We start from the raw sequence: 24,841 nt of genomic DNA, 5'->3' as shown, positions 1-24,841 counted from the left end.
AGTATGTGCGCCTGCTCAACTACCTCTGAAGTAAGCGAACCGAGGAGAGTCGATGACAGCGATCCGGTCGGCCGCCCTGACCGTGTTGATCGCCCTGCTGACAAGCTGCGGCTCGACGGCCACGCCGCCGACAACGATGCAACGGGCGGGCGGACTGCCCGGGATCGCACAGCGCGGCGCGGTCCGCGTCTGCAGTACCGGCGATTACCGCCCATTCACTTATCATGACCCGCAAGGCAATTGGAGTGGACTCGACATCGAGATGGCTCACGATATGGCTGATAGGCTTGCCGCCCGATTGGACGTGGTGCCGACCACATGGGCGAATCTGATCACCGACCTGAACAACAAGTGTGACGTCGCGATGGGCGGAATCTCGATCACGCTCAACCGCGCCAAGCAGGCCCTCTATAGCGCCCCCTACCTGCGCGATGGAAAAGCCGCCATCGTCCGGTGTGCGGATGCCGCGAACTATCAGACGTTGGACGACATCGATCGCCCCGGTGTTCGCGTCGTCGTCAACCCCGGCGGCACCAACGCCGACTTCGACAAGGATCATCTGCGCAATGCGCAGGTCGTGACGTATCCCGACAACAACACGATCTTCGAGCAACTGACCAACAACGCCGCGGACGTAATGATTACCGACGCAAGCGAAATCCGTTGGGAGGAAAATCAAGAACCGCAACTGTGTGGCGTGAGCCTTGATCACCCATTCACGTTCGAGCAGAAGGGTTATCTCGTCGCGCAGTCGGCGACCGACCTGCAGCAGTGGATCGACCAGTGGCTCAACATCGCGCAAAACGACGGAACCTACGCCGCGCTGAGCCGTAAGTATCTTGGCGCGGTCATCGGTCCGTGACGGCGAGCAGACGCAAAAGCGCACGACACGTCGGGCGGTTCAGCCGGCGACACGCACTTCTGCGTCTGCTCGCACTCTCTAGGTGGCGTTGACAGCGCAGGCCTGAGCTGGTTTCATATCGGGTTATGCAGATAATTCTGGTCATCTCTACCAACTTTACGAGGATGACATGACTGCCACCCAGGAACTCAACGCGGGCCGCTACGAGCTGAGTCACCTGCGCTCGCTCGAGGCCGAGGCCATCCACATCATTCGGGAGGTGGCCGCGGAGTTCGAGCGGCCGGTGCTGCTGTTCTCCGGCGGCAAGGACTCCATTGTCATGCTGCATCTGGCGATCAAGGCGTTCCGGCCGGGCCGGCTGCCGTTTCCGGTGATGCACGTCGACACCGGGCACAACTTCGATGAGGTGCTTCAGACCCGCGACGAACTCGTCGCCGAGTCCGGCGTACGCCTGGTCGTGGCCAAGGTGCAGGACGACATCGATGCCGGACGGGTGGTCGAGACGATCCCGTCGCGCAACCCGATGCAGACCTTCACGCTGCTGCGCGCCATCCGCGAGAACAAGTACGACGCGGCATTCGGCGGCGCTCGCCGCGACGAGGAGAAGGCCCGCGCCAAGGAGCGCGTGTTCTCCTTCCGCGACGAGTTCGGCCAGTGGGATCCCAAGGCGCAGCGGCCCGAGCTGTGGAACATCTACAACGGCCGCCATCACAAGGGTGAGCACATCCGCGTGTTCCCGTTGTCCAACTGGACCGAGTTCGACATCTGGTCCTACATCGGTGCCGAGAAGATCAAGCTGCCGTCGATCTACTACGCGCACGAGCGCCAGGTTTTCGAGCGCGACGGCATGCTGCTGGCCGTGCACAAGTACATGCAGCCCCGCAAGGACGAGGAGGTCATCACCAAGACCGTTCGCTTCCGCACCGTCGGTGACGTCACCTGCACCGGCTGCGTCGAGTCGTTGGCGGGCACGGTGTCCGAGGTGATCGCCGAGACCGCGGTGTCGCGGCTGACGGAGCGCGGTGCCACCCGCGCCGACGACCGGATCTCCGAAGCCGGCATGGAAGACCGCAAGCGAGAGGGCTACTTCTGATGACGACGCTGCTTCGCATCGCGACCGCCGGCTCGGTGGACGACGGAAAGTCGACACTGATTGGCAGGTTGCTGTTCGACTCCAAGGCCGTGATGGAGGACCAACTCGCCGCTGTCGAGCGCACCTCCAAGGAACGCGGACATGACTACACCGATCTGGCTCTGGTCACCGACGGCCTGCGCGCCGAGCGTGAGCAAGGCATCACGATCGACGTCGCGTACCGCTACTTCGCCACGGCCAAGCGGAAATTCATCATCGCCGACACCCCCGGTCACATCCAGTACACGCGCAACATGGTCACCGGCACGTCGACCGCGCAGCTGGCGATCGTGTTGGTCGACGCCCGGCACGGGCTGTTGGAGCAGTCGCGCAGGCATGCGTTCCTGGCGTCGCTGCTCGGCATCCGGCACATCGTGCTCGCGGTCAACAAGATGGACCTGATCGGTTGGGACCGTGAACAATTCGAGAAGATCCGCGACGACTTCCACGAGTTCGCTGCCCGCCTCGACATCCACGACGTGACGACCATTCCGTTGTCAGCATTGCAGGGCGACAACGTCGTCACCAAGTCCGACAACACGCCCTGGTACGACGGGCCGTCACTGCTGTCGCATCTTGAAGAGGTGTACATCGCCGGCGATCGCAACCTCGTCGACGTGCGGTTCCCGGTGCAGTACGTGATCCGGCCGCAATCGCTTGACCACCACGATCACCGCAGCTACGCGGGCACCGTCGCGAGCGGTGTCATGCGTCCCGGCGACGAGGTGGTCGTCCTGCCCAGCGGAAAGTCAAGCCGCATCACCGCGATCGAGGGTCCGAGCGGACCTGTGCAGGAAGCCTTTCCGCCGATGGCGGTGTCGATCAGCCTCGCCGACGACATCGACATCTCGCGGGGCGACCTGATCGCGCGGCCGAACAATCAGCCGCGGGTGGCGCAGGACTTTGACGCCACCGTGTGCTGGATGGCCGACGAAACCGCGCTGGAGCCCGGTCGCGACTACATCATCAAGCACACCACCCGCAGCACTCGGGTGAAGGTGACCGCGCTCGACTACCGGCTAGACGTCAACACGCTGCACCGCGACAAGTCGGCGACCGCACTGAAACTCAATGAGCTGGGTCGCATCTCGCTGCGCACGCAGGTGCCGCTGCTGCTTGACGAGTACAGCCGCAACGCGGCAACGGGTTCGTTCATCCTGATCGACCCGAACACCAACGGCACGGTTGCAGCGGGCATGATCCTGCCCTACGTCACCGCGCGCACCGCGAGCCCCAACACGGTGCGCCACCAATCGCTGTGCACCTCCGAGGACCGGTTGTCGAAGGGCCGCACGGTGTGGTTCACCGGTCTCTCCGGGTCGGGCAAGTCGTCGGTGGCGATGCTGGTCGAGCAGAAGCTGCTCGAAAAGGGCTGCCCCGCCTATGTTCTCGACGGAGACAACCTGCGGCACGGCCTGAACGCGGACCTGGGCTTCTCGATGGCCGACCGCGCCGAGAATCAGCGCAGGCTGGCCCACATCGCGGCCATCCTCGCCGACTCCGGTCAGGTCGTGCTCGTCCCTGCGATCAGCCCGCTGGAGGAGCACCGTGCGCTGGCGCGCAAGGTCACCACCGATGCGGGTCTCGACTTCTTCGAGGTGTTCTGCGACACCCCGCTCGAAGACTGTGAGCGCCGTGACCCGAAGGGGTTGTACGCCAAGGCGCGTGCTGGCGAGATCACCCATTTCACCGGCATCGACAGCCCCTATCAGCGGCCGAAGAATCCGGATATTCGGCTCACGCCGGACCGCTCGACCGAGGAACTCGCCGACATGGTGATCGAGCTGCTGGAAACCAGGCGGTGACCGACCACGACGTCGCCGCGCGACTGGCGACCGAGGCGGGCAAGCTGCTGCTCGATGTGCGATCCGAGCTGGCGGATGCCACCGAGGCAGAGCGGAAAGCCGCGGGGGACAAGCGATCCCATGACTTCTTGATGGAGGCGCTGACCGCGCAGCGCCCCGGCGATGCGGTGCTGTCCGAGGAGGGCGCCGACAATCCGGTACGCCTGAGCGCTGAGCGGGTGTGGATCGTCGACCCGCTCGACGGCACGCGGGAGTTCTCCGAACTGGGCCGCGACGACTGGGCCGTGCATGTGGCGTTGTGGCAAGCCGGCGAGCTGGTGGTCGGTGCGGTCGCCCTTCCGGCGCAAGGCATTACGCTCGCGACACCGACGGTCGTACCGCCGCCCGCCACCGTGGACAAGCCGCGGATTGTGGTGTCGCGTACCAGGCCGCCTGCGGTTGCGCTCGCCGTGCGTGATGCGCTGGACGGCACGCTGGTCGAAATGGGCTCGGCGGGCGCCAAGGTCGCGTCCGTCGTGCAGGGCATCTCCGACATCTACGTGCATGCGGGCGGCCAGTACGAGTGGGACTCCGCGGCGCCCGTCGCAGTGGCCCGCGCGGCCGGGCTGCACACTTCGCGCATCGACGGCTCGTCGCTGGCCTATAACCAGCCCGATCCGCGATTGCCCGACCTCATCGTGTGTCGGCCTGAATTCGCCGATGCGGTGCTGGCCGTCACCAGGTGAGTACGCCCAGTAATGTCTGGCGCGTGAGCAACCCGACCCTGCGCGTCCTCGCCGATCTGCCGCAACAGCCGGTCAGTCTGGCCGAATCGACCCTGATCCTGATCGACTGTCAGAACACCTACACGCGCGGAATCATGGAGCTCGAGGGTGTGCAAGCTGCGCTCGACGAGGCTGCCGCACTGCTCGACCGTGCGCGCTCGGCCGGCATCCCGGTCATCCACATCCAGCACGACGACGGCCCCGGCTCGCTATACGACATCGAAGCAGAGAGTGGCGCAATCGTCTCGCGGGTGGCCCCGCACAACGGCGAGCCCGTAGTGGTGAAGAACTATCCAAACTCGTTCGTGCAGACGGACCTCGATGAGGTGCTGAAGACCTCCAATGCCACCAACCTCGTGCTGGCGGGCTTCATGACGCACATGTGCGTGAACTCGACGGCCCGCGGGGCGTTCAACCTCGGCTACACGCCGACGGTCGTCGCATCGGCGACGGCCACCCGCGCCCTGCCCGGATTGGGTGACGAGACGGTGTCCGCGGAGGCCATGCAGGCCGCCAGCCTCGCCGCGATGGGGGACCTGTTCGCCGTCGTGGTTCCCAGCGCTCACGACATTCCCGACTAGCCTGACCAACATGCGGATGTCGGCCAAGGCGGAGTATGCCGTCCGGGCCATGGTGCAGCTGGCCACCATCGACGAGGGCGTCCTGGCCAAGACCGACGACCTGGCTAAAGCCCAGGGCATTCCGCCGCAGTTTCTGGTCGACATCCTGTCGGATCTGCGCACCGACCGGCTGGTGCGCAGCCATCGCGGCCGCGACGGCGGTTACGAGCTGGCCCGTCCCGCCGTCGAGATCAGCATCGCCGACGTTTTGCGCTGCATCGACGGCCCGCTGGCCAGCGTGCGCGACATCGGGCTCGGCGACCTGCCGTACTCGGGGCCGACGGCCGCATTGACCGACGTCTGGCGCGCGCTGCGGGCCAGCATGCGTTCGGTGCTCGAGAAGACCAGCCTCGCCGACGTCGCATCCGGTGCACTGCCCAAACACGTTGCGAAGATGGCCGACGACTACCGCGGTCAAGAGGAGCAGCGCGGCCACTCAGTGGGCTAGCTCAATACCCAACTGCGCGTGCCGAATCCGTTCGTGTCCGCCTACCGCAACAGTCGCGGGTTACGGCTAGTGGCCACCGCCGCAGGCTGGCGACATGGTCTAGGGCCGCTTGTCCGGGGCGGTGTGGCCGAGTTGGTATCTGTGCTGGGCAACCGCCCTGAGATGCTGACCCGTCTCGACGGCGATGGTCGACGTACTGGGGTCGCGGCTCTCGATGATGGATACACAGACGAAACACGAGTGATATGGATGGGAAATGACGGCTTCCTAGCTTGGCCGCAGACCTCCACAGGAGATCTGCGCCTAGGGTTCCGCTCGTTTCGAGGCCTGGACCGAGGGGCGCACCGGCAGCACTGGAATGTCGGCACACCAGGGGACAAAAGCCCGGTAGGACATCGGAGCAGCGTTATGTTCCGGGTATTTGGAGCGTCGCGATGCAGTGGGGATATTCGACCTCGACCGCGTTGGGCCAGGCGAATCTTGCCGCCTATGTCGGATTGGTGCCAGTCGGCGCAACCGAGCAGCACGGTCCGCACCTACCGACCGACACAGACACGCGTATCGCCGCAGCGCTCTGCGACGCCGTGGCGAGCACCGTCGAAAACACGATTGTGTTGCCCCCGATCGCCATCGGGTGCAGCCTCGGCCACGGGACGACATTCCCTGGAACCATTTCGCTGTTTCCCGAGGAGCTTGCCTGCCTTCTACAACGGTATGCGGAGTGGTCGGCCTACAGCGGGTTGACGAAGCTGATCTTCGTCAACGCGCACATGGGCAACGTGGGGTCGTTGTCCACCGCCACCGATCGGTTGAGGTTCCTGCGTCCAGACCTGCAATCCGCATGGGTGGACTGGTGGCACGCAAGCGATGCGGTCCATACAGCGGTCTGCGTAGATGGTGAGGACATTCACGCCAACTGCGCCGAAACGTCGATCATGCTGCATATCGCTCCGGAAGCGGTAGACGTCGAGGCGATGCTGCACGCCGACGATGTCGACCGCACCACCGGGTTGACCTTTCGGTACACAGCAAAGGTGTTGTCGCGCAACGGTGTTACCGGACGTCCGTCGGAAGCGACAGCCGAGCTCGGGCAAACGTTGTTTGACGCAGTCGTCGACGTCATTGCCGCCAAAGCGCGGGCCGGACACACGGAACGCCCACCCCTGTAAAAGGAGAACGACCATGGACACCATTCACTCGATTCAACAGACGCACCGCGAAACCGCCGAATCGCTTGCACGCGCAGGGGTCAAATATGCCCTCGGCTCATGGATCGACATACATGGCCGCCCGAAATCGAAAGTAGTTCCGATCGACCACCTTCCAAATCTGGTCGCCGGGTCGGAGCGCTACACACCGCGTGGCGTCACTGGATTCGGCGCGATGTTGCCGCACGAGGAGGAGTGCGTCGCGATGCCGGACATCACGACGCTGCGCCGCATGCCGTGGGATGACCGGTTCGTGTGGATGGCGGCAGATCTCCTTCTCGACGGCGCTGAGCCTTTCGACCAGTGCCCAAGAAGCATCCTGAAGGCTCAGCTGGAGCGCGCACGCGGTATGGGGTACTCGATGAACCTCGGCATCGAAACCGAACTTTTCGTCTTTGAACCCAACGACTCGGCCCGCCGCGGCGGCTACCTGACACCGATGGCCCCCAGCGGCGGTCTGCACCCCTGCCCGGCGTATGACGCGGAGGCTACGCTGGATGCGGCCCCATTTCTCGATGAAGTCGTTACTGCCATGCAGGACAGCGGATTCGGTGTCTACAGCTTCGATCACGAGGGTGGTGACGGGCAGTACGAGTTTGATTTCGCCTTCGACGAAGCGCTAGCGATGGCCGACAAGATGTCCTTTTTCCGGCTCATGGTCCGCCAGATCGCCAAGCGCCACGGCCTCGCGGCGACCTTCATGCCCAAGCCGTATACGGAGTCCTGGGGGTCCGGCCATCACTACAACATCAGCCTGGTTTCGGCCACCTCGGGTGAGAATCTGATGCGGGACAGTAACGATGTCCGCGGTATGGGGTGGAGCAGCCTGGCATATTCCTTCATCGCCGGCATCATGAAACATGCCGACGCGTTGGCGGCGATACTCACTCCGACTGTGAATTCGTACAAGCGGCTCAATCCGCGGTTGGCCGACGGTACGGCGTCGTGGGCGCCGGTGTGGTCGGCATACGGTCAGCAGAATCGGTCATGCATGCTGCGGCTGCCGAAGAACCGACCGGCCGTTGAGAACCGTGCGGTGGACTCTTCGGCGAACACCTATCTCGCGGCTGCCTTCCTACTCGCCGCAGGGCTCGACGGCATCGAAGGTGACCTCGATCCGGGTCACCCAGTCGACACCGAGTTGACCGACGTGCGGCCTGACCCGTCGGTCAACGCGGTGCGCCTGCCGCGCAACCTGCTCGAAGCCACCGATGCCTTCGCCGAAAGCAAGTTGGCAGCCCAGGTGTTCCCGTCTCAGTTCATCGAGGAGTACGTCGACATGAAATACACCGAATGGCACTCATATCACTGCGTCGTCACTGATTGGGAGCGCGATCGATACCTGACTAATCTATGACGACCGTTTCGGGGTCACGTCAGCCGTCGACGCGCGCAGCGCACCGACGTCGGGCGTCGATTCGTGCGTCGGCAGCCGTACTGCGCAGACGCGGATTCGATGCGGTGACGTATCGCTCCGTCGCGGACGAGGCCGGACTTCCGGAGGCGACGCTTCGCGCCTTCTTCGACACTCGCGACGAATTGCGGGCATTGGGACTGGAATTCATGCTCAACGGATGGGTACAGCAGGCGGAGGAATTCATCAGCCGACTACCGCAACAGCTCAGCCTGAACGAGACCGCGCGCCTGATCGTCGAGATCGCAACGGTTCATGACGCCGAGAATTGGACCTTCACCCGCGCCACCATCTCTGGTATCTACGAACGATACCTCCAGGCAGGCAAGCATCCCGAATTGCGCACTGTAATAACGAATTACAACAGCGTCTTAGCTGATCTCGTCGCACGTGTGCTGACGCTGAACGGCTGGGCAGCGACTGCGCAGGGCGTGAAGTCGGTCCTCGCAGTCGTGGACGGTGCGGTTGTGTATCAGTTGGCGGCTGGACAGCCCCCGGTGCCGCACGCGATTTCGCTACTCGAGTTCGCGATCCCGCGACTCTGCGACGCTACCGGCACCTGATCCGTAGGGCCGGGTGATGATTTCGAGGTAATGGCCGCCGGGATCCTGGAAGTACACGCCGCGGCCGCCGTCGTTGTGGTTGATTTCGCCGGGCCTGCTGCCGCGCGGATCAGCCCAGTGCGGCAGACCGCGTGCCTGGATGCGGCCATAGATCTCGGTGAACTCGTCCTCGGACACCAGGAACGCGTAGTGCTGCGGTCGGATGTCCTCGTCCTCGGCGACCTGCGCGTAGTCGAGGCTGGCGCCATGGTCGATCTCTACCGCCAGGAAGGGGCCGAATTCCTTGGCCGGTGGCAGGCCGAACAGATGGGTGAAGAAGTCGGCCGATTCCTGCCGGTCTTTCGCTGCGACGATGGTGTGGTTGAACGTGATTGCCATATCAACCCAGGATAGAACTCATGTCGGACATGGAGACGCTGACCGGGTCACGGGTCACGTTGCGCGCGCCAACCATCGACGACGCCGAGCTGCTGTTCGAGCGCATCGCATCCGATCCGGAGGTGGGGCAAGGGCATCATGTCCGAGGTGCTGGCACTGCTGCTCGGCAAGGCCGAGCATGACCCGTCCGTCTACCGCGTGACGGCGCATTGCCACGTCGACAACGCCGGCTCGGCTGCGGTGCTGGAGCGCAGCGGGCTGGCCTGTGAGGGTCGGATGGCTCGATATGCCGTATTGCCGAACATCTCCACCGAGCCGCAGGACTGCTTGCTGTTCGGCAAGGCTCTCAGATAGCGCTTGTGCACCGGGTGGTACTAAGGATCGATGGCGTTCGACTTCCGCGATCTTTCAGTGCCGATCATCGTCGCGCCCATGGCAGGTGGACCGTCGACGCCCGAACTCGCGGCCGCAGGCACTAACGCCGGCGGGCTCGGCTTCGTCGCCGCGGGTTACCTGACAGCCGAGGCGTTCGGGGAACGGCTTAGCGCCGCACGTGGGCTGACTGCGGGTCCGCTGGGCGCGAATCTGTTTGTGCCACAGCCAAGTGCGGGCACCCGCGAAGACATCGAGCTCTACGCCAAGTCGCTCGCGCCCGAGGCCGAGCGATACGGAGCCCAGTTGGGTGAGCCGCGGTTCGACGACGACCATTGGGCGGCCAAGATCGAAGTGCTGCTCGACGTGCGGCCCGAGGTGGCTTCGTTCACGTTCGGCGTGCCGAGTGCAGAGGAGTGCCGCCGGTTGCGAGAAGTCGGCGTCACCGTCGTCGGCACCGTGACGACCCTGGCCGAGGCGCACACGGCGGTTACGCGTGGCGTTGATGCGGTAGCGGTGCAGGGCCCGTCGGCCGGTGGTCACCGCGGCACGTTCGATCCCGCCGTGCAGCCTGCGCGTCAACCGCTCGATGAACTGCTGGCCGACGTCGCGTCCGCCGTCGACATGCCGGTCGTCGCCGCGGGCGGGTTGATGACAGCTGACGATGTCGGGCGGGTGTTGGCGGCCGGAGCGGTCGCGGCGCAGCTCGGCACGGCGTTCCTGCTGTCGGCCGAGTCGGGCAGCAGCCCAGTACACCGCGCCGCACTACAGGACCCGCAGTTCACGGAAACCGTTGTGACGCGGGCGTTCTCCGGCCGCTACGCGCGTGGCTTGCGCAATCGTTTCATCGACGAACATGAAGCCGAGGCGACGTTCGGTTATCCGGAGATCCACTGGCTGACCAGCCCGCTGCGGCAGGCGTCGGTGCGGGCCGGCGATCCGCACGCCGTCAACGTCTGGGCGGGTACCGGCTATCGGCTGGCAAGGTCGGCCACGGTCGCCGAAATCATGCGGTCACTGACTTAGCTCCCGGCGAACGTTCCCTACCGCTCGAAAAATCGTCGGAATTTCGAGCGGTACGGAACGTTCGGCAGATAACGCGATCAGGGACGCGCTTCGAGGACGAGATTGAACGGTGTCTCTGTGGCACGGCGGAACCTGGTGAAGCCGCCGGCGTCCACGACTACTTCGCGCAGCCGCTGCTCGCCCGCCTGAGCGCCCAGCGCCGGACCGTTGCGCGCCAAGGACACCGGCACACAGATCTGCGCCGACGCCCCGTACATCACGCGGCCAACCGGGTTGAGGTTGTCCTGAACGCGATCGTTGGCGTACGGCTCGACGATCATTGCTATCCCGTCACTCGCCAATGCGTCTCGTGCGTGTCGCGCGGCGCCGACCGGATCACCCATATCGTGCAGACAGTCGAAGAACGCGATCAGGTCGAGGTCCTTGCCGGAGTAGTTCACCGCATCCGCGACCTCGAACCTCGCGTTCTCCACGCCGGCCGCCTTGGCCCGCTCGTTCGCGACCAGAACCGAATCGGGGTGATAGTCGTAACCGATGAACGTCGAGTTCGGATAGGCCTGCGCCATCAGCACGGTGCTTGCGCCGTGACCGCAGCCCACGTCCGCGACCGTCGCCCCGGCCTGCAAGCGCTCCACCGCACCGTCGAGTGCGGGCAACCACGACTCGAGCAGGTTCGCGTTGTAGCCGGCGCGGAAGAAGCGTTCGGTGCCGACGAACAGGCAGGGGTGGTGCTCGCCCCATTCCATGCCTTCGCCACTCTTGAAGTGATCAACCGTGCGACCGAGCGCGTGGAACATCGCCTCGACGATGTTGTAGGCACCGGGCATGTCCACCGGACCGTTCGGATCGGCCAGGCAGGCCGCCTGTTCCGGCGACATCGACCACTTGCCTGTGTCCGGGTCGAATTGGACGTAGCCGGCAGCGCCCTGGTTGCCGAGCCATTCCCGGACATACCGCTCGTTGGTGCCGGTCTTGGCGGCCAACTCCTCCGACGTCAGCGACTCGGCGGCCAGCGCCCGGTACAGCCCTAGCCGATCGCCGACCAGGACCAGCGTGGCGCTGACTGCAGCGCCAAGGTCGCCGACAGCCTTGCCGACAAACTCATTCAGCTTTGCTTCGTTAATTGCCATTGCAATCACGCCCCCGCGTCCCGACAACACCACGAGTTTAGGCCGCCCAAAGGCTCACCGATTCTTTTTCGCGGTTCCATGGGTCTATACCGGCATGGACATAACGCTCAACCAGCTTGCGCGCGAGGTGCTCGACGGACCGCACATCGCGGCGATCGCCACCTCGAACGCCGATGGACGCCCGCAGTCGTCGGTGATATTCGTCAAACGCGACGGTGACACAGTGGTGTTCAGCACCATCAAGGGTCGGCTGAAGACGCGCAATATGGCTCGCGACCCGCGCGTCAGCTTGCTGGTCGCCGACAAGCGCCAGCCGCGCTATCTGGAGATCCGTGGCACGGTGGAGATCACTGAGGACCCGCAGAAGCGATTGCTCTACGAAATGTATGACCGATACATGGGCGGTGCGCAGCCGCCGCCCGAGCCGGAGGCCGAACGGCTGATCGTGCGCATTACACCGGACAAGCTCTACCAATTTCCGCCGGCGGCCACATGAGTGAATTCGTCCGCGACACCGAACCGTATCGCCGCGAGTTGATCGCGCACTGTTATCGCATGCTCGGGTCGGCGCACGACGCCGAGGACGTCGTGCAGGAGACCTATCTGCGGGCGTGGCGCGGATACCGGAATTTCGAGAACCGGTCGTCGGTGCGGACGTGGTTGTACCGCATCGCAACCAACACGTGCTTGTCGACGCTGGCGCACAGCGGTAGGCGGGTGTTGCCGTCGGGCCTGACGGGGCCCGCCGACGACCCGCACGCCGAAGCCGTGCCAGCGCCGAATGTGGCGTGGGTGGAGGCCATTCCGGATTCCCGGGTCGACGATCCGGCCGCGGTCGTGACGTCGCGCGAGAGTCTGCGGCTGGCGCTGATCGCGAGCCTTCAGCACCTCCCGGCGCAGCAGCGCGCGGTGCTTCTGCTCCGTGACGTGTTGGCCTTCCCGGCCGCGGATGTCGCCGCGATGCTCGACCTCAGCGTCACCGCCGTGAAGAGTGCGTTGCAGCGGGCCCGCGCCCGGATGCGGGACATCGCGCCGAACGCCGACGAGGTCATCGAGCCGACCGAACCGCAAGCGCGCGAGCTGCTCGAGAAGTACATGTCCGCGTTCGAGAACGCCGACACCACTTTGCTCGCCGACGCGCTGCGTCACGACGCCGCGCTGGAGATGGTCGGATCGCGGACGTGGTTCTCGGGGCGGGCGACGTGTCTGCCCTACCTCGCCGGAGTGGTTGGCGTGCAGGGCGATTGGCGCATGGTAGAGATCGGAGCCAACGGCCAGCCCGCGGTGGCCGCCTATCGTCGCGATGACGACGGCGTGCTGCGTGCATTCGGTATCGCGGTGCTCGACGTGACCGCGTCCGGGATCGCCCGCATCGTGGTGTTCGGGGATCCGCGGCTGGTCACGCTGTTCGGGCTGCCGCTGATACACGAAGCGTTCGAAGTCGGCGCGATATTGCACACAGGGTCGTGATTTCGCGAACTCCACAGCCCTGAGTGCAATCTCGGCGCTAGCGCCCCGCCCGTCATCGCAGGTCGTCGATGACGACGTCGCCGTTTTCCGAGCGCGCGGTAACCACGGCCGCGGCGTCCTCGCGGTTCGCGGTCTGCGGCACCCGTACCGCCGTCGAGCCGTTTTCGGTATTGGCGTTGACGACGTAGGGCCCGCGCACCGGCAGCGCCACGACGACGTCACCGTTCTGACTGGACACATCGACAGTACGCGGTGCGGTGTCAGCGAAATCGACCTTGATGTCACCGTTTTCGGTGGTGGCGCTGAACGATTCGGTCACCCGGATCGGATCGCGCGTCACCACCTCACCGTCGACGTTGTGGATCTCGACGCGCCGCGCCGCCCCGCTCAGCACCACCGCACCGGCGCCGGTTTGGGCGATCAGCTGGTCGAGATCGGCCTGCGCCAGCACCACGCCGGCGTCCTGCTTTGCAGTGACCGTCAGCTTGCGGCCGAGGTCGGGCGGCAGCACCAGGTTGATCTCGCCCGCGCGGCCGAAGTCCAGGAACGCTGAAGACTCACCGTTGATCGTGACCCGCGTACCCGCTGGATCGGTGTTGACCAGCAACGGATTTGCATCCGCACGAATGGAGTTGACCATCCGAAGATCGGCCCGCGGCTCACGTGCCTGCCGGTCGGTGGTGATGCGAATCGCGATGGGTACAGAGCCGGTGTCGACGATCACCGACCGCATGCCCGCGGGATTGTCAAGGGAATCCAGAACCACACCACCGCGATCGCGGCGCCAATCAGCAACGAGGCGGTCGGCACCACGCCGAGGTTGCGCGGGGCTGCGGCGACGGGCTCGTCGGCGGCAGCGGGTGCCGGTGCCGGGTTGCTGTCGGGGCTCGTTTCGGTGACTGCGACCATGCCTTCAACCTATGGACACCGGCCGACCTGCGACACGGCGTTTCCCCGAGAACCTGCCGGGGGAAATCCCCCGCAGGCGCGATGATGGCCGCATGACGATGACCGACCGGCAGCAGCGACTGGGCTTTTTGGGTCCGAATTGGTTCGCCTCGGTCATGGGCACCGGCATAGTCGCCACGGCGGGCGCGCCGCTGCCGCTGCATGTCCCCGGTCTGCGCGCGTTCGCCGAGGTCGTGTGGGTGGCGAGCACGGTATGGCTGGTGATGCTCATCGTCGCGGTGGCCGCGCACTGGGTACGCCACCCGACGGTGGCCCGCAGTCATGCCTACAACCCGCAGATGGGCCATTTCTACGGCGCGGCACCTATGGCTTTGCTCACCGTCGGCGCCGGGGCGACCCTCGTCGGCAGGGATCTGATCGGTGAACGGGCCGCCATCGATCTCGACTGGGTGCTGTGGAGCGCGGGCACGCTCGGGGGGCTGTTCACCGCGATCAGCATCCCGTATCTGATGTTCACGCAGTACCGCGTCGAACCCGACGCTGCATTCGGCGGTTGGCTGATGCCGGTGGTGCCGCCGATGGTGTCCGCGGCCACGGGCGCGCTGCTGATCCCGCACTTGGCGCCGGGCACCGGCAGGCAAACCATGCTCTACGGCTGCTACGCGATGTTCGGACTTTCGCTCGTCGCGTCGCTCATCATCATCACGATGGTGTGGAGTCGCCTTGCGCACTTCGGCACCTCGGGCACCGCGCGGGTTCCGACGCTGTGGATCGTGCTCGGTCCACTCGGCCAATCGATCACGGCCGCAGGGCTTCTCGGGACCAACGCGGCGCTGGCCGTTGAGCCGCGGCTAGCCGACGGCATGGGCGTCTTCGCGATTCTGTACGGCGTTCCAGTGTGGGGGTTCGCGGTGTTGTGGATCGCACTGGCGACGGCATTGACCATCCGCACGCTTCGGCGCGGGATGCCGTTCGCGCTGACGTGGTGGAGCCTGACCTTTCCTGTCGGCACGTTCGTCACGGGCACCACGCAGCTGGCCGTCCACAGCGGGCTACCGGCATTCCGCGTCGCCGCGGCCATCGCCTATGTGGGGCTGTTGAGTACCTGGTGCCTGGTGGCGGTGCGGACGTTCCGAGGGGGCGTGCGCGGCAACATCTTTGCGCCGCCATCGGCGGATCCGATCAAGGCCAAGAAGGATGCGCCTGCCTAGCGTGGAAGACTCGTAGCGTGGCGACAGAACCTCTGATTTCCCATGTTTCGGACACCGCACGCTGGGTCGCGACGTACCGGGCGGTCGAATCTGAGCGTCCCGATGCGTTGTTCCACGATCACCTCGCCGACCGGCTCGCTGGCGAGCGCGGCCGCGCCATCGTTGCCGCGGCACCCCGCGCGATTCGCAACGGCTGGTGGCTGGCGGCGCGCACCAAGGTCATCGACGACATCATCCTCGAGGCCATCGCCGACGGTTGCGACAAGGTGCTGAACCTGGCCGCGGGCCTTGATGCCCGGCCGTACCGGTTAGATCTGCCGCAGGACTTCACGTGGGTCGAGGCCGATCTGCCGGACCTGCTGACCGAGAAGGCGCACGCCCTCGCCGATCAGACGCCGCGGTGCCGGTTGACGCGGCATGTCGTCGACCTCGCCGATCCGCGGGCCCGCGACGAGTTCTTGACCGACGAGTTGGCAGGCGTCACCAAGGCACTCGTGCTGACCGAGGGCCTGCTGATGTACCTCCAAGAGCGCGACGTCCGAGGGTTGTCGACCGCATTCACCCGCCCAGAGATCGCCTGGTGGGTGCTCGACTTTTTCGGCCCGGGCCTGCAGAAGCGGATGAACAAGCGCACTCGCGGCCTGCTGGACAGTGCGCCGTTCATCTTCGCGCCCGAGAACGGCGTCGGCTATTTCGAGGACCTGGGCTGGCGTGTGGTTGAGATGGATTCGGTCTTCACCGCGGCGCACCGCTTCGGCCGGCTGCCACTGTGGATGCGTCCCCTGGCCTGGCTGCCGCAGCCAGATCCGCATAAACCCGGCAACAACACCTACAGCGGGATTGTCCGCCTTACCCGGTGACTACTTGGGAGCCGTCAGCTCCAGCGCGATGTTGTCCGGGTCGCGGAACTCCAGAATGTAGGACGGCCCGATGTCCTTGATGGGCTCGTATTCGACTCCGAGCTCGTCGAGATGCGCTGCGGCGTCATCCAATTCCGCCTTGGTGGCCACGCGGAAGGCCAGGTGGTCCAGGCCGCAGCGGTCCTCGTGGAACCTGTCGGACGCGACGGGCCGAAGGCCGACCAGCGTGCCGCCGAGGTCGTAGATGACCCCGCCGAACAGAAAGCTCAGCGCCTCTTGGGTGGCCGCGTCGGCGCTCTCGGGCGTCTCGATCAACACCGGCCAGCCGAACACGCTCTCGTAGAACTGCCGCGACCGCTCGATGTCGGTGACAGTGAGTCGCACGTGTGCGATGGAACTGGTGCTGATCGTCATGACCTCATGCTGCCAGTCGCGACACATGCCAGAATCACCGACGTGCAGATCGGGATGACCATGCCGGTGATGGAGCCGAATTTGGACGCGGCGACGCTGCGGGCGTGGGCCAGTCTCATCGACGCCGGCCCGTTCTCGTCGCTGTGCTGGGGTGAGCGCATCGCCTTCGACAATCCCGAATCCCTGACGTTGATGGGAGCGCTCGCCGCGTGGACAGACCGGGTGCAGTTGGTGACGACGGTCGTGGTGCCGCAGCTGCACGACCCCGTCATGCTGGCCAAACAGTTGTCCACCGGCGACGTGCTCAGCGGCGGCCGGCTGACGGTCGGCCTCGGCGTCGGCGGTCGCCACGAGGACTATCACGCCGTAGGCGCCGACCCCGCGACGCAGACGATCCGCGGGCTGGCCGAGACCGTCGACGTAATGAAGCGGATCTGGGCCGGTGAAAAGATCACGGACTCCGTTGTGCCTGTGGGACCCCCGCCGGCGCAGGCCGGCGGACCGAAGCTGCTGGTCGGCACGATGGGCCCGAAAACCGTTCGAAGCGCTGCAGTTTGGGCCGACGGGGTGGCCGGCACCACGCTTGATCTGAACGTCGACAACCAAAACGAGCTGTTCGATGTCGCGCGCCAGGCGTGGGCACAGGCCGGTAAGCCCAAGCCGCATTTGGCGACGTCCTTCTGGTTCGCCATCGGCGACGACCGGCGGGAGGCCAGGGCCCAGATTCACCGCCACCTGCTGCGCTACATGAACTGGATTCCGGCCGACGTAGTGGACGCGATCGCACCCACCACCGGATGGGCGGGCAACGAGGATGACTTGACCGCCGTGCTGCGTAAGTTCTCCGACATCGGCACCGATGAGGTTCACCTCATCCCGACGAATTCGAACGTCGACCAGGTGCGGCGCGTTGCCGAGGTGATAAACGACTTCGGTCAGCAGTTCGCTGCTACGAATTAGCTACAGCGTCAATATCCCAAGAATGGGCCATTAGTGTCCGACCTGAGATTGGCGCCTACTAACACGGCCGCGACGGATCCGGAGGTAATCGTGGCCATCGCCGCGCAATTCAAATGCCTTTGCCTCAAAGGGGCGCGCGATTAGCGGTCAAATCGGCCTTATCCGAATATTCCCGGTTACCATTCCTTCACCATGTCGCACAGCACTGAACCGGAAGCGGAGGAGCCATCTCGGTCGACAGGAAAGCGGCGGGCGGCCCATTCAGGCGGCAAGCCGGCGCATCAGCCGGTCCTTTCGAGGTGGGGCGCGGCCGCTGCCGCATTGATCGCGATCGTCGCGTTGGCGCTGGCGATATGGGCGCTGTTGCGACCTCAGGCCAGTAGCGTCCCGTCGCCGACCGCACAGCAGACCGCCGAGGCCAAGGGACGTGCATGTTCCGCGTACAGCACGGTGCGGACGGGGATATCGCTACAGACCCACGCGGACGTCGGTGCCGATCCGATAGCGAAGCAGGCGGTGGCGGCCAACGCTCGCCTGGCCATGTCTGCCGGCGGCCGCTACCTCACTGACCATGTGGATCCCGCTGTTCCGCACGAGCTAGCGGACGTGATGCGGTCGCTCGCCGGCGATCTGCAAGATCTCACAATCTATGCGCTGGCTGGGGTGCCCGATGACGACCCCGGCCAGGTCGGACGGCTCCACGAGGTGGAGGCCAAGAGCGCGAGGATCGTCGAGCTCTGCAAGTGAGATGCGCTTAGCCTCGGCTAGCCAGTCCCGCCTGTGCTACCGCCACTGCCGGTGTTTGCCCCGCCGGAGGGCGGGTTGTTGCCGGTCGTGCTAGGTGTCCCCGTGCTAGGTGTCCCGGTGGTGGTGCCGGTGAACGCGGCAAACCCCTGCTGGAACATGTCGGTGAACGGGCTGAACGGGTCGGTCGTACCGGTTGAGGTCCCCGGTTTCGGGGTGCGGGGCGCGAGCGGAGCGCCGTTGACACCAGGTATCACGGGCTTCGGGGTACTGGCCGTGCTGACCGTCCGGGATGTCTGCGTGTCCGGGGCGTCGCCGACCGGGCCCGCCGTCGGCGGGTCGCTGGCGATGGAAGCGGCCGCGGGCGCCGGAGCGCTGGCGGCGAAGGGGAACGGGGCACCCATCGGTGGCGTGTAGTTGGCGAACGGGGTGTTGGCGGTGGTCAGGTCGGGCGCTGTCGAGAAGGAGAAGCCTCCTGGGTTGCTGGCGCTGATGGCAGGTAGGAAGTTGAAGTCAAACACCATCGGACCGATTTGGGTGGTGGTGTGCAGGCCGCCGACCCAGCCCGTGGTGGTGGGGCCGGGATCCCCCTGGCACTGGCAACTCGCCGCCCCGCCGAAATCGGCGGTGTTGACAAAGCCCGTAGTGCCGGTGTTGTAGATGAGTCCTGGTATTCCGGCTTGCCAGCGGCCGATGTCCACGGCGCTGAAGTTGTCCGGCTGTCGCCCGGTCAGGGTCGTGCCGTTTGTTGCCTGGCTGAAGCTGATGGCCTTGAGGACGTTGAGGTTGAAGACGGCCGGGCCGACTTGATTGGCGGTTTGCAGGGTGCCGGCATAATTCGCGAAGCCGCCGGTGTTGCCGAAGGCGCTGTTGGCCTCCCAACCCAGTAGGCCGGTACTGCTGGCCAAACCCGCCGCTCCGACCATCCACCGGTCGAAATCGGCGACTGCGAGATTGATCGGCTGGCCCCCCGGCGGCGTGGCGCCGGGGGCTGCCTGACTGGCGCTGAACGACCTGACCGAATCGAGGTTGAAGGCGAACGGACCCAATAGATTGGCCGTCTGCAGCGCGCCGTCAGCACCGACGGCATTCCCGCCAGCGCCTGACGCGTTGAGAACGTTCCAGCTCACGTTGCCGGCGCTGCCATTGCCGCCACCCAGCCCGATCAGCCATGGATAGATGTCGCCGAAGTTCGTGACCGCGGCTGGGCGCACCTCCGGGACTGTGAACGGCTGGTTGGTAGCAGTGCGTTCCCCCGGAAAGGCAAGCAGCAACAACGTGGCGCCCAAGGACGCGACCCCCGCACTGACAGATAGATATCCGGTCTTGAACATGAATCCCCTCGCAAAACCGTGACGTGGCGTCGAATGTATGGGACCAATTTACCTCGTGGCATCTAGAAATCAACTATTTCAGCAAATAACGGCACCGATGATTCTCTGTTTGCTGCTTGAATCGACGGCCCGCGGAAGAGCGCAGTCTTATCGCCGAGTTTTGGATTAGCCACATCGATCGACTCGAAGTCGGCTGCAATTGGCGGGACACGTTCGGCGAAGTTCGAGCGCATGCAGAGCCCAGCTCCCGACGTGACCTCGATCGTCGAACGTGGGCATCGATGTCGGTAGGTGCGGGAACCAAAAGCCAAGCGGCACAAGCGGTCACAGTGTTAATGCGGGACGCGACGAGGGTCCCCGGTGCCCGGCTGATAAGGAAGTTCTGCTATGAGGCCAAAGAGGTTTATGTGGGAACAGAGGCCACCGGGATCAACCATTCGCTCGACGGGTCCCTCTCGTCTTTGCGACGTAGCGAGACACCGATCACCGGGTGATTCAGCCGAGCTTGGTGTGACGCCGGGCCCTGCGAGGAAGATGGGGGCCTGGCCTCACAGGCGCCGGGGCGGATTCGGCACCGAACCCGCGGCGATCAGCGGTCGGCGCGTGCCCTAGTGGCCATCGTCAGTCGCGCGGGTCGCGCGTTCATCCCCGATGTCGAGTTTGGCGACGCCCTGCGGCATCAGTTTCAAGGCGGTCGTAGCGTCACCGCGAGCAGCCCCTCACGCTGTTGGAGGTCTGCTCCCAGTCGCCGTGTACGGCGCTACCGTCGATTCGCGGTGAGGCCGTCAGAGTCATGTAGCCGTCAGACGCCAGCCCGCCAGCGACGTGCGCTACTGGATGCGTGTCGAATGTTGGCTGAGAACAAGTCTTTTCGGGGCCGGTACACCAATTTTAGTCAGAAGGGGGGCGGCGGCAACGGAATTGACGGCGGGGACGGCAAAGGCACCTGCGGAGGGGGCGGCAGCTGTGGGGGCGGCAGTTGCGGACCGGGCAGCCCGAGCGGAATCGCGGGCAGGCCCAACGACACCCCGACTGGGACTGTCACCTGTATGGGTGGCGGAATGTCCAACGGCGGGGGAGGCGGAACGTCGAACGGTGCCGGCGGAAGATCGAGCGAATTCAATGGCCACGGCAACCCGTTGTCATGCACAGGCTGGGCCTGCTGCTCGTCCCGTTGACTGTCGCGGTCAGGAGTGGCCGGTTCGGACGCCGACGCCTGTTCCGCGACCTGTTCAGGAACCGCGGGATCGGCGCACGCACTACCGGTGCCGACGAACAGCACGCCCAGGCTCACCGCGCCTCCGACAACTGTTCCGGACACGACAAGCTTCAAATTCAAGATCGCTCCTAGGGTCGACTGCCCACAATAAGTGCTCACCAGCCGAACGTCGCTGCGAGCTGAGCGATTCGGCTTCTCCAGCCCGGGCAATTGGGCCACCAAGGTTCCGCGAGCAACGCCAGGTCGGCCGCCACCGACGACGCCGACCATACCTCTGCGGCCGCTCCGCGCAGATTGGCAAATTGGCCAAGGCTTACTGAAATGTCGCGGCCTGTACAAGAAGATCGGATGGAAATCATGATCAAGTTCGACGGTGAACATCACCTAGCATGTACGTTGCCCAAAGATCAATGGCTGGCGACGGACCGACCGCATTCGTGATCAAGAGTGCGACCGGAATTGCTTCCATTCGCAAGTACGCGAAGCTTCAAAGCGATGAGCTCCCCCACGGCGCGCTCGAACGATTCACCGGCAGACCTGCGGGCCTCCGCGAAAGTCACTGGTAGAAGGCCGTGGGGAGAGAGCCCGGAGGCCGGCCGGGATCCCGAGGCTTCCCATCGCCGCGGTGTCGGGCTCGTACCAGGCGCTGTCGATAGCTGCAAAATGAATCAGATTGTTCGCAAAGCAATCGCTTGCTTTCCCTACCGAAATGGAATAAGAGAAGGTGAGCAAAGTTTGCCGTAGCGTCAACCAAGGTTGGCTGCTCACGTATCGTAACGAGAACCCCGCATTTATTGACGATGACGACAGTCGAGGTGAGCTTGTGGATAAGAACAAATGTCTGCCGCGGGTGGGGGGATTGGCGTTCGGGTTGGGGTTAGGCATTGCGGTTGCCGCAAACGGCGGAGTGGCGACGGCCGATACGACGGACACCGCGTCACCGACCAATTCGACCTCCTCGACGGGCTCGACACCTGGATCACCATCGACCCCGTCTGAAGGCGGTCCGACGGGTGCATCCCCAGCAGTGCCGCCCGCCGGCGGCTCGCAAGACGCCGGGGAACGCAATCCGCGCCGTCCGTACCGCGGTTCTTCGTCGGACAAGAACGAGCCTGATTCCCGTCCCGGGGGCTCACCGCGTGAACCTGCAGCTGAAAAGGGCGCTGAACCGGCACCCGGGACCGACCCGGTCACTGCAGATCCGGATGTCGAGAATCCGCAAAACAAACTGGATCCCGCCGCGACGCCGGTCGAGGTGAAGCCGCGCGGTTCGGTCAACAAGCCCGACTCGAAAGGGCCGTCGTCGCGGCGGACCCCGCTGGGCGAGACACCCAAGACTGCGAGTGCTGAGCAGGACGAAGGCAAGACCGCGTCGCGGGATGACAGTCACGTCGTGACGGACGTCAAGGTTGTGGAACCTGTTGCGGCCAAACCAGAGACCAACACCGACAAGCCAGCGGTGCGTTCCTCTGTCCTGACCTCCTCAGGGACGGAACAACCGAAGGCCGCATCGCTGGGCATCGACGCCGCTGTGCTCTCCCCGCCACCAACCTCGACCAACTTCGTGACAACGGCGTTCTCAACAATTTTGCAGATGGTCGGCTTTAACCCGGCGCTGTCCAACACGCCCAGTAATCCACTCAATTCGGCGATGTCGTTGGCGGCGCTGGCGTGGGCCAGTCGCCGGGAATTCCAGAATTCGGTGGACAGCAGCACGCCAACCGTCGCACTACAGACCACGAGCAGTGCACCGCTGACCGCTGCCCCAACAGCCGCGGTCAGCAATTCACCACTGACCGCGGCCGCGACAGCCGCGGCGACGACCACTACGACTATCCCTGTCGGAGTCACCCCGTACGGCATCGCGATCAGTCGCGATGGCACTCGTATCTACGTTTCCAATCTCAACAATGCTTCCGTGTCGGTCATCAACACCGCCACGAACGCCGTCATTGCCACGACTCCGGTCGGTGACGGCCCCTCGGGCGTCGTCGTGAGCCCCGACGGCAGCCGTGCCTACACGTCCAACTACACCGCGAGCACGGTGTCGGTGATCAACACCGCTACGAACACCGTCATAGCCACCGTTCCCGTCGGGGCGAATCCATACTCGGTGGCGATCAGCCCCGACGGCGCCAAGGTGTACGCGATGAGCGTCTCGACCAACACGGTGACCGTCATCAATACGGCCACCAACACCGCGGCAGCCACCATCCCCGTCGGGACCGTCCCAGTTTCGGCGGCGTTCAGCCCCAATGGAACTCGCGCCTATGTCACCAACGCTTACGATGACACGGTCACCGTGATCAACACCGCCACCAGCACCGTGGTCGGTTCCCCGATCCCGGTCGGTGATTACCCGGTCGGGGCGGCGGTTACCCCGGACGGAACCCGCCTCTACGTCACCAACACGCGCGGAAACTCGGTCACGATCATCAACACGTCGACCAACACAGTCGTGGGAACCATCGCCGGCGTCGGCGATCATCCGATCATGGTGGCCGTCAGTCCGAACGGCCAGTTTGCCTATGTGCCAAGCGAATTCGATGACACGCTCAATGTGATCTCCACCTCGACCAACACTGTTGTCAACCGGATCGCTGTCGGCGACGCTCCGTTCGGAGTGGCGGTGAGCCCGGACGGCAACCGCATCTATGTCACCAACCGCGGAACCAACAACGTCACGGTGATCACCCTGGGCAGCAGCGGAAACTCCGGCCCGGTCGTCAACGGTCCGCCAACGGTCGGCGCGCCGAACGCCGCCGGTGTGGTCACCGGCACCCTGAATGTCACCGATCCCAACGGCGACCCGCTGACGTACACGGTCACGAGCGGCCCGACCAGCGGCCAGGTCACGATCACCGCGGCGACCGGCGCCTTCACGTATACCCCAACACAGGCCGGCCAGCTGCGGGCGGGGTTGACCTCCAGCGTCGATCAAGACACCTTCACTGTCTCGGTAAGCGACGGAATCAATGCACCGGTAGCGGTGCCGGTCACCGTGACCGTGTCTCCGACGAAGACCACCGTCGGCCCTAACATGATCGCCGGCGGCGGCCCGATCGACGTCGCATTCAGCCCCGACGGCACTCGCGCGTATGTGCTCAGCGCCAACAACGGCGGAATACTCGCGGCGTACAACACCGCGAACAATTCGTTCATCGGCATGGTCCAGTTCGGTTCGGCTTACCCGACACGACTCGCCCTGAGCCCAGATGGCACTCGGGCCTACATCAGCGATGCCGCCCGCGGCATCGTTTCGGTGGTCAACACCACCAACGGGGCAATCACGGCCAACATACCGGTGGGCAGCGGTCCGCTGGGTATTACGTTGAGCCCCAACGGGACCCGCGCGTACGTAGTGAATCAGACCGGGAACACGGTGCAGGTCATCAACACCTCAACCAACACCGTCATCGGCACGATCACTGTGGGCAACCAGCCGATCGGCGTCGCGTTCAGTCCCGATGGCACCCGTGCGTACGCGATTTCACGTGGATTCCCCGTCAACGGTGTTTACGCCCCGGGCACGGTGTCGGTGATCAACACCTCTACCAACACCGTCATCGGCACGATCACCGTCGGCCGCGGTCCGGAAGACGTCGCGGTGAGTCGCGACGGCGCTCGACTGTACGTGGTCAATGCCGAAGAGAACACGGTGTCAGTGGTCAATACCGCGACAGGTGCGGTGACGAACACCATCACCGTGGGCTCCTTCCCCGCCTCGATCGCGTTGAGCCCCGACAGCAGCCTCGCCTACGTCACCGACTCGGGAGACGGCACGGTCACGGTGATTGACACCAGGACCAATACTGTGTTGACGAAGATCAACGCCACACCGTCCGGCCCGGCCGGAGGATTCATTTACGGCATCGCCGTGAGTCCGGACGGTAGCCGCATCTATGTCACCAACTTCAACAGCAACACGGTTACACCGATCACGATCGGGCCGGGATCCGCTGCGGTCAGCACACTGGCGTGAGGTGATGAATTCGGGC

Annotated in this window: 26 protein-coding genes; 18 read left to right on the top strand and 8 right to left on the bottom strand. The window is 64.8% G+C overall.

What is annotated here, in order from left to right:
- Positions 1 to 52: 52 nt before the first annotated feature.
- The 9 genes from MYCSM_RS22970 to MYCSM_RS22930 all read left to right on the top strand — a co-directional run bounded on the left by MYCSM_RS22970 (position 53) and on the right by MYCSM_RS22930 (position 8,816).
- Positions 53 to 862, top strand: coding sequence for a transporter substrate-binding domain-containing protein (locus MYCSM_RS22970; protein ID WP_015308561.1), 810 nt, complete (start codon positions 53 to 55; stop codon positions 860 to 862).
- Between the two features lie 169 nt (positions 863 to 1,031).
- Positions 1,032 to 1,955 (top strand): sulfate adenylyltransferase subunit CysD, encoded by a 924-nt coding sequence (cysD, locus tag MYCSM_RS22965; protein ID WP_015308560.1) that lies wholly within the window; start codon positions 1,032 to 1,034, stop codon positions 1,953 to 1,955.
- Positions 1,955 to 3,799, top strand: a complete 1,845-nt coding sequence (gene cysN / locus MYCSM_RS22960; RefSeq protein ID WP_015308559.1) for a sulfate adenylyltransferase subunit CysN — start codon at positions 1,955 to 1,957, stop codon at positions 3,797 to 3,799. The genes cysD and cysN overlap by 1 nt, the downstream gene beginning before the upstream one ends.
- Entirely contained in the window at positions 3,796 to 4,524 is a 729-nt protein-coding gene (locus MYCSM_RS22955; protein WP_015308558.1) for a 3'(2'),5'-bisphosphate nucleotidase CysQ, read from the top strand. Before cysN ends, MYCSM_RS22955 begins: the two co-directional genes overlap by 4 nt.
- Before the next feature lie 23 nt (positions 4,525 to 4,547).
- Entirely contained in the window at positions 4,548 to 5,144 is a 597-nt protein-coding gene (locus MYCSM_RS22950) for a cysteine hydrolase family protein (protein WP_041312566.1), read from the top strand.
- A gap of 10 nt (positions 5,145 to 5,154) precedes the next feature.
- Entirely contained in the window at positions 5,155 to 5,631 is a 477-nt protein-coding gene (locus MYCSM_RS22945) for an Rrf2 family transcriptional regulator (RefSeq protein ID WP_015308556.1), read from the top strand.
- A 434-nt stretch (positions 5,632 to 6,065) separates the two neighbouring features.
- The gene (locus MYCSM_RS22940; RefSeq protein ID WP_015308555.1) at positions 6,066 to 6,800 is read left to right on the top strand and encodes a creatininase family protein; all 735 of its coding nucleotides are present in this window, start codon (positions 6,066 to 6,068) and stop codon (positions 6,798 to 6,800) included.
- 13 nt (positions 6,801 to 6,813) lie between these two features.
- Positions 6,814 to 8,196, top strand: a complete 1,383-nt coding sequence (locus MYCSM_RS22935) for a glutamine synthetase (protein WP_015308554.1) — start codon at positions 6,814 to 6,816, stop codon at positions 8,194 to 8,196.
- Complete coding sequence (locus tag MYCSM_RS22930) at positions 8,193 to 8,816, top strand: TetR/AcrR family transcriptional regulator (RefSeq protein ID WP_015308553.1); 624 nt, start codon at positions 8,193 to 8,195, stop codon at positions 8,814 to 8,816. The genes MYCSM_RS22935 and MYCSM_RS22930 overlap by 4 nt, the downstream gene beginning before the upstream one ends.
- Here MYCSM_RS22930 and MYCSM_RS22925 read toward each other — a convergent pair.
- Positions 8,769 to 9,194, bottom strand: a complete 426-nt coding sequence (locus MYCSM_RS22925; RefSeq protein ID WP_015308552.1) for a VOC family protein — start codon at positions 9,192 to 9,194, stop codon at positions 8,769 to 8,771. The two genes, MYCSM_RS22930 and MYCSM_RS22925, sit on opposite strands and share 48 nt — an antisense overlap.
- A gap of 138 nt (positions 9,195 to 9,332) precedes the next feature.
- Between MYCSM_RS22925 and MYCSM_RS39125 the strand changes: the two genes are divergently transcribed.
- Complete coding sequence (locus tag MYCSM_RS39125) at positions 9,333 to 9,548, top strand: GNAT family N-acetyltransferase (protein ID WP_051073803.1); 216 nt, start codon at positions 9,333 to 9,335, stop codon at positions 9,546 to 9,548.
- A 30-nt stretch (positions 9,549 to 9,578) separates the two neighbouring features.
- Positions 9,579 to 10,592 (top strand): nitronate monooxygenase, encoded by a 1,014-nt coding sequence (locus MYCSM_RS22915; RefSeq protein WP_015308551.1) that lies wholly within the window; start codon positions 9,579 to 9,581, stop codon positions 10,590 to 10,592.
- A gap of 77 nt (positions 10,593 to 10,669) precedes the next feature.
- Here MYCSM_RS22915 and MYCSM_RS22910 read toward each other — a convergent pair whose 3' ends face one another.
- On the bottom strand, positions 10,670 to 11,722 hold the full coding sequence (locus MYCSM_RS22910) for a class I SAM-dependent methyltransferase (protein ID WP_015308550.1): 1,053 nt from the start codon (positions 11,720 to 11,722) through the stop codon (positions 10,670 to 10,672).
- Positions 11,723 to 11,816: 94 nt separating this feature from the next.
- Between MYCSM_RS22910 and MYCSM_RS22905 the strand changes: the two genes are divergently transcribed.
- Positions 11,817 to 12,218 (top strand): PPOX class F420-dependent oxidoreductase, encoded by a 402-nt coding sequence (locus MYCSM_RS22905; RefSeq protein WP_015308549.1) that lies wholly within the window; start codon positions 11,817 to 11,819, stop codon positions 12,216 to 12,218.
- A complete protein-coding gene (locus tag MYCSM_RS22900; RefSeq protein ID WP_015308548.1) occupies positions 12,215 to 13,192 on the top strand; it encodes a sigma-70 family RNA polymerase sigma factor in 978 nt (325 codons plus the stop codon). The genes MYCSM_RS22905 and MYCSM_RS22900 overlap by 4 nt, the downstream gene beginning before the upstream one ends.
- 52 nt (positions 13,193 to 13,244) lie before the next feature.
- Here MYCSM_RS22900 and MYCSM_RS22895 read toward each other — a convergent pair whose 3' ends face one another.
- Together MYCSM_RS22895 and MYCSM_RS36165 are read right to left on the bottom strand one after the other, a co-directional pair.
- A complete protein-coding gene (locus MYCSM_RS22895) occupies positions 13,245 to 13,925 on the bottom strand; it encodes a DUF4097 family beta strand repeat-containing protein (RefSeq protein ID WP_015308547.1) in 681 nt (226 codons plus the stop codon).
- Positions 13,913 to 14,101, bottom strand: a complete 189-nt coding sequence (locus tag MYCSM_RS36165; protein ID WP_015308546.1) for a hypothetical protein — start codon at positions 14,099 to 14,101, stop codon at positions 13,913 to 13,915. Before MYCSM_RS36165 ends, MYCSM_RS22895 begins: the two co-directional genes overlap by 13 nt.
- A 92-nt stretch (positions 14,102 to 14,193) precedes the next feature.
- Between MYCSM_RS36165 and MYCSM_RS22885 the strand changes: the two genes are divergently transcribed.
- Both MYCSM_RS22885 and MYCSM_RS22880 read left to right on the top strand, forming a co-directional pair.
- Complete coding sequence (locus MYCSM_RS22885; protein WP_015308545.1) at positions 14,194 to 15,312, top strand: TDT family transporter; 1,119 nt, start codon at positions 14,194 to 14,196, stop codon at positions 15,310 to 15,312.
- Between the two features lie 17 nt (positions 15,313 to 15,329).
- Entirely contained in the window at positions 15,330 to 16,172 is an 843-nt protein-coding gene (locus MYCSM_RS22880; protein WP_015308544.1) for a class I SAM-dependent methyltransferase, read from the top strand.
- On the opposite strand, the gene MYCSM_RS22875 is transcribed toward MYCSM_RS22880, so the two are convergent.
- Positions 16,173 to 16,586, bottom strand: a complete 414-nt coding sequence (locus tag MYCSM_RS22875) for a VOC family protein (RefSeq protein ID WP_015308543.1) — start codon at positions 16,584 to 16,586, stop codon at positions 16,173 to 16,175. It lies immediately after the preceding gene.
- Between the two features lie 54 nt (positions 16,587 to 16,640).
- Here MYCSM_RS22875 and MYCSM_RS22870 point away from each other — a divergent pair, with 54 nt between their 5' ends.
- Together MYCSM_RS22870 and MYCSM_RS22865 are read left to right on the top strand one after the other, a co-directional pair.
- Positions 16,641 to 17,546 carry an LLM class flavin-dependent oxidoreductase gene (locus MYCSM_RS22870; protein ID WP_015308542.1) on the top strand — a complete coding sequence of 302 codons (906 nt, stop codon included), beginning with the start codon at positions 16,641 to 16,643 and terminating at the stop codon, positions 17,544 to 17,546.
- A gap of 192 nt (positions 17,547 to 17,738) precedes the next feature.
- Entirely contained in the window at positions 17,739 to 18,293 is a 555-nt protein-coding gene (locus MYCSM_RS22865; protein ID WP_015308541.1) for a hypothetical protein, read from the top strand.
- Positions 18,294 to 18,310: 17 nt separating this feature from the next.
- On the opposite strand, the gene MYCSM_RS22860 is transcribed toward MYCSM_RS22865, so the two are convergent.
- From MYCSM_RS22860 to MYCSM_RS35330, 3 genes are all read right to left on the bottom strand, one after another.
- Positions 18,311 to 19,624, bottom strand: coding sequence for a hypothetical protein (locus tag MYCSM_RS22860; RefSeq protein ID WP_015308540.1), 1,314 nt, complete (start codon positions 19,622 to 19,624; stop codon positions 18,311 to 18,313).
- Positions 19,625 to 19,686: 62 nt separating this feature from the next.
- The gene (locus MYCSM_RS37325) at positions 19,687 to 19,857 is read right to left on the bottom strand and encodes a hypothetical protein (RefSeq protein ID WP_157681382.1); all 171 of its coding nucleotides are present in this window, start codon (positions 19,855 to 19,857) and stop codon (positions 19,687 to 19,689) included.
- Between the two features lie 662 nt (positions 19,858 to 20,519).
- Positions 20,520 to 20,963 carry a hypothetical protein gene (locus MYCSM_RS35330; protein WP_157681381.1) on the bottom strand — a complete coding sequence of 148 codons (444 nt, stop codon included), beginning with the start codon at positions 20,961 to 20,963 and terminating at the stop codon, positions 20,520 to 20,522.
- 703 nt (positions 20,964 to 21,666) lie between these two features.
- Here MYCSM_RS35330 and MYCSM_RS36160 point away from each other — a divergent pair.
- The gene (locus MYCSM_RS36160; protein ID WP_015308537.1) at positions 21,667 to 24,825 is read left to right on the top strand and encodes a beta-propeller fold lactonase family protein; all 3,159 of its coding nucleotides are present in this window, start codon (positions 21,667 to 21,669) and stop codon (positions 24,823 to 24,825) included.
- Positions 24,826 to 24,841: the final 16 nt, after the last annotated feature.

The sequence above is a fragment of the Mycobacterium sp. JS623 genome, assembly GCF_000328565.1.
In the GTDB taxonomy this organism is placed as follows: Bacteria; Actinomycetota; Actinomycetes; order Mycobacteriales; family Mycobacteriaceae; genus Mycobacterium.
The sequence above is the reverse complement of the archived record's forward strand: the minus strand, read 5'-3'. Positions and strand labels throughout refer to the sequence as shown.

What these genes read in the sequence shown, in the direction of transcription:
- MYCSM_RS22970 (WP_015308561.1), top strand. Translation starts at nt 53, where the DNA reads ATGACAGCGATCCGGTCGGCCGCCCTGACCGTGTTGATCGCCCTGCTG.
- cysD (WP_015308560.1), top strand. Translation starts at nt 1,032, where the DNA reads ATGACTGCCACCCAGGAACTCAACGCGGGCCGCTACGAGCTGAGTCAC.
- cysN (WP_015308559.1), top strand. Translation starts at nt 1,955, where the DNA reads ATGACGACGCTGCTTCGCATCGCGACCGCCGGCTCGGTGGACGACGGA.
- MYCSM_RS22945 (WP_015308556.1), top strand. Translation starts at nt 5,155, where the DNA reads ATGCGGATGTCGGCCAAGGCGGAGTATGCCGTCCGGGCCATGGTGCAG.
- MYCSM_RS22940 (WP_015308555.1), top strand. Translation starts at nt 6,066, where the DNA reads ATGCAGTGGGGATATTCGACCTCGACCGCGTTGGGCCAGGCGAATCTT.
- MYCSM_RS22935 (WP_015308554.1), top strand. Translation starts at nt 6,814, where the DNA reads ATGGACACCATTCACTCGATTCAACAGACGCACCGCGAAACCGCCGAA.
- MYCSM_RS22930 (WP_015308553.1), top strand. Translation starts at nt 8,193, where the DNA reads ATGACGACCGTTTCGGGGTCACGTCAGCCGTCGACGCGCGCAGCGCAC.
- MYCSM_RS22925 (WP_015308552.1), bottom strand. Translation starts at nt 9,194, where the DNA reads ATGGCAATCACGTTCAACCACACCATCGTCGCAGCGAAAGACCGGCAG.
- MYCSM_RS39125 (WP_051073803.1), top strand. Translation starts at nt 9,333, where the DNA reads ATGTCCGAGGTGCTGGCACTGCTGCTCGGCAAGGCCGAGCATGACCCG.
- MYCSM_RS22915 (WP_015308551.1), top strand. Translation starts at nt 9,579, where the DNA reads ATGGCGTTCGACTTCCGCGATCTTTCAGTGCCGATCATCGTCGCGCCC.
- MYCSM_RS22910 (WP_015308550.1), bottom strand. Translation starts at nt 11,722, where the DNA reads ATGGCAATTAACGAAGCAAAGCTGAATGAGTTTGTCGGCAAGGCTGTC.
- MYCSM_RS22905 (WP_015308549.1), top strand. Translation starts at nt 11,817, where the DNA reads ATGGACATAACGCTCAACCAGCTTGCGCGCGAGGTGCTCGACGGACCG.
- MYCSM_RS22900 (WP_015308548.1), top strand. Translation starts at nt 12,215, where the DNA reads ATGAGTGAATTCGTCCGCGACACCGAACCGTATCGCCGCGAGTTGATC.
- MYCSM_RS22895 (WP_015308547.1), bottom strand. Translation starts at nt 13,925, where the DNA reads ATGCGGTCGGTGATCGTCGACACCGGCTCTGTACCCATCGCGATTCGC.
- MYCSM_RS36165 (WP_015308546.1), bottom strand. Translation starts at nt 14,101, where the DNA reads ATGGTCGCAGTCACCGAAACGAGCCCCGACAGCAACCCGGCACCGGCA.
- MYCSM_RS22885 (WP_015308545.1), top strand. Translation starts at nt 14,194, where the DNA reads ATGACGATGACCGACCGGCAGCAGCGACTGGGCTTTTTGGGTCCGAAT.
- MYCSM_RS22875 (WP_015308543.1), bottom strand. Translation starts at nt 16,586, where the DNA reads ATGACGATCAGCACCAGTTCCATCGCACACGTGCGACTCACTGTCACC.
- MYCSM_RS22870 (WP_015308542.1), top strand. Translation starts at nt 16,641, where the DNA reads ATGACCATGCCGGTGATGGAGCCGAATTTGGACGCGGCGACGCTGCGG.
- MYCSM_RS22865 (WP_015308541.1), top strand. Translation starts at nt 17,739, where the DNA reads ATGTCGCACAGCACTGAACCGGAAGCGGAGGAGCCATCTCGGTCGACA.
- MYCSM_RS22860 (WP_015308540.1), bottom strand. Translation starts at nt 19,624, where the DNA reads ATGTTCAAGACCGGATATCTATCTGTCAGTGCGGGGGTCGCGTCCTTG.
- MYCSM_RS37325 (WP_157681382.1), bottom strand. Translation starts at nt 19,857, where the DNA reads ATGCGCTCGAACTTCGCCGAACGTGTCCCGCCAATTGCAGCCGACTTC.